The 1,313-nt window shown below is 65.5% G+C and carries 4 protein-coding genes; all 4 read left to right on the top strand.

The window, feature by feature from the left end; translation table 11 throughout:
- Positions 1 to 383 (top strand): 30S ribosomal protein S3 (gene rpsC, locus AB4Z47_RS30670; RefSeq protein ID WP_441956202.1); only part of this gene is annotated, 383 nt, incomplete at its 5' end.
- Positions 384 to 386: 3 nt separating this feature from the next.
- On the top strand, positions 387 to 803 hold the full coding sequence (rplP, locus tag AB4Z47_RS30665) for a 50S ribosomal protein L16 (protein ID WP_040864842.1): 417 nt from the start codon (positions 387 to 389) through the stop codon (positions 801 to 803).
- Complete coding sequence (gene rpmC / locus AB4Z47_RS30660) at positions 803 to 1,042, top strand: 50S ribosomal protein L29 (protein ID WP_327112481.1); 240 nt, start codon at positions 803 to 805, stop codon at positions 1,040 to 1,042. Before rplP ends, rpmC begins: the two co-directional genes overlap by 1 nt.
- Complete coding sequence (rpsQ, locus tag AB4Z47_RS30655) at positions 1,039 to 1,311, top strand: 30S ribosomal protein S17 (protein ID WP_441956199.1); 273 nt, start codon at positions 1,039 to 1,041, stop codon at positions 1,309 to 1,311. Before rpmC ends, rpsQ begins: the two co-directional genes overlap by 4 nt.
- Positions 1,312 to 1,313 lie beyond the last annotated feature (2 nt).

Below are 1,313 nucleotides of genomic sequence, written 5' to 3'. Positions count from 1 at the left end.
AGTCGGCCATGCGTTCGCCGAACGTCAAGGGCATCCGTGTGCAGTGCTCGGGCCGCCTCGGTGGCGCCGAAATGTCGCGCTCGGAGTTCTACCGCGAGGGTCGCGTGCCGCTGCACACGCTGCGCGCCGACATCGATTACGGCCTCTACGAGGCCAAGACCACCTTCGGTCGCATCGGCGTGAAGGTCTGGATCTACAAGGGCGACATCGTCGGTGGCAAGCGTGAGCTGGCCGCCGCTGCCGCCGCGCCCGAGCGTCCGCGCCGGGAGCGGCCGAGTCGCCCGCGTCGGTCCGGTTCCGCCGGTACCACGGCGACCAGCACCGAGGCCGGGCGCGCTGCCACCGCTGTGGTCGACGCTCCGGCAGAGACACAGGAGGGCTGACGCATGCTGATGCCTCGCAAGGTGAAGCACCGCAAGCAGCATCACCCCGGTCGTTCCGGCATGGCCAAGGGCGGCACCTCGGTGGCGTTCGGCGAGTTCGGCATCCAGGCGCTGGAGCCGGCCTACGTCACCAACCGGCAGATCGAGTCGGCGCGTATCGCGATGACTCGCCACATCCGCCGTGGCGGCAAGATCTGGATCAACATCTACCCGGATCGTCCGCTGACCAAGAAGCCCGCCGAGACCCGTATGGGTTCGGGTAAGGGTTCGCCGGAGTGGTGGGTCGCGAACGTCAAGCCCGGTCGGGTGATGTTCGAGATGAGCTACCCGAACGAGGAGACCGCTCGTGAGGCCCTGCGCCGCGCGATGCACAAGCTCCCGATGAAGTGCAGGATCGTGACCAGGGAGGAGCAGTTCTGATGGCTACCGGAACACCGGCCGCAGAGCTCCGCGAGCTCACCGAAGAGGATTTGGTGGCCAAGCTGCGCGAATCCAAGGAAGAGCTGTTCAACCTGCGCTTCCAGATGGCGACGGGTCAGTTGGACAACAACCGTCGTCTGCGCGTCGTCCGTCACGAGATCGCGCGCATCTACACGGTCATGCGTGAGCGCGAGCTCGGTCTGGCCACCGGACCCGCTGGCAAGGGAGATGCGGCATGAGCGACAAAGTGGAAGGGCAGCGCAACAGCCGTAAGGTTCGTGTCGGCTACGTTGTCTCGGACAAGATGAACAAGACGATCGTCGTCGAGCTGGAAGACCGTAACCGGCACCCGCTCTACGGCAAGATTATCCGCACCACCTCCAAGGTGAAGGCGCACGACGAGAACGAGGTCGCCGGTATCGGTGACCGTGTTCAGCTGATGGAGACCCGTCCGCTGTCGGCCACCAAGCGCTGGCGGTTGGTCGAGGTGCTGGAGAAGGCCAAGTAAGC

Source organism: Nocardia sp. 2TAF39, from assembly GCF_052114905.1.
Classification (GTDB): domain Bacteria; phylum Actinomycetota; class Actinomycetes; order Mycobacteriales; family Mycobacteriaceae; genus Nocardia.
This window is presented reverse-complemented; position numbering and strand designations above follow the sequence as displayed.

Bases quoted from the DNA above. Each gene is read 5' to 3' on its own strand.
- rplP (WP_040864842.1), top strand. From the start codon at position 387: ATGCTGATGCCTCGCAAGGTGAAGCACCGCAAGCAGCATCACCCCGGT.
- rpmC (WP_327112481.1), top strand. From the start codon at position 803: ATGGCTACCGGAACACCGGCCGCAGAGCTCCGCGAGCTCACCGAAGAG.
- rpsQ (WP_441956199.1), top strand. From the start codon at position 1,039: ATGAGCGACAAAGTGGAAGGGCAGCGCAACAGCCGTAAGGTTCGTGTC.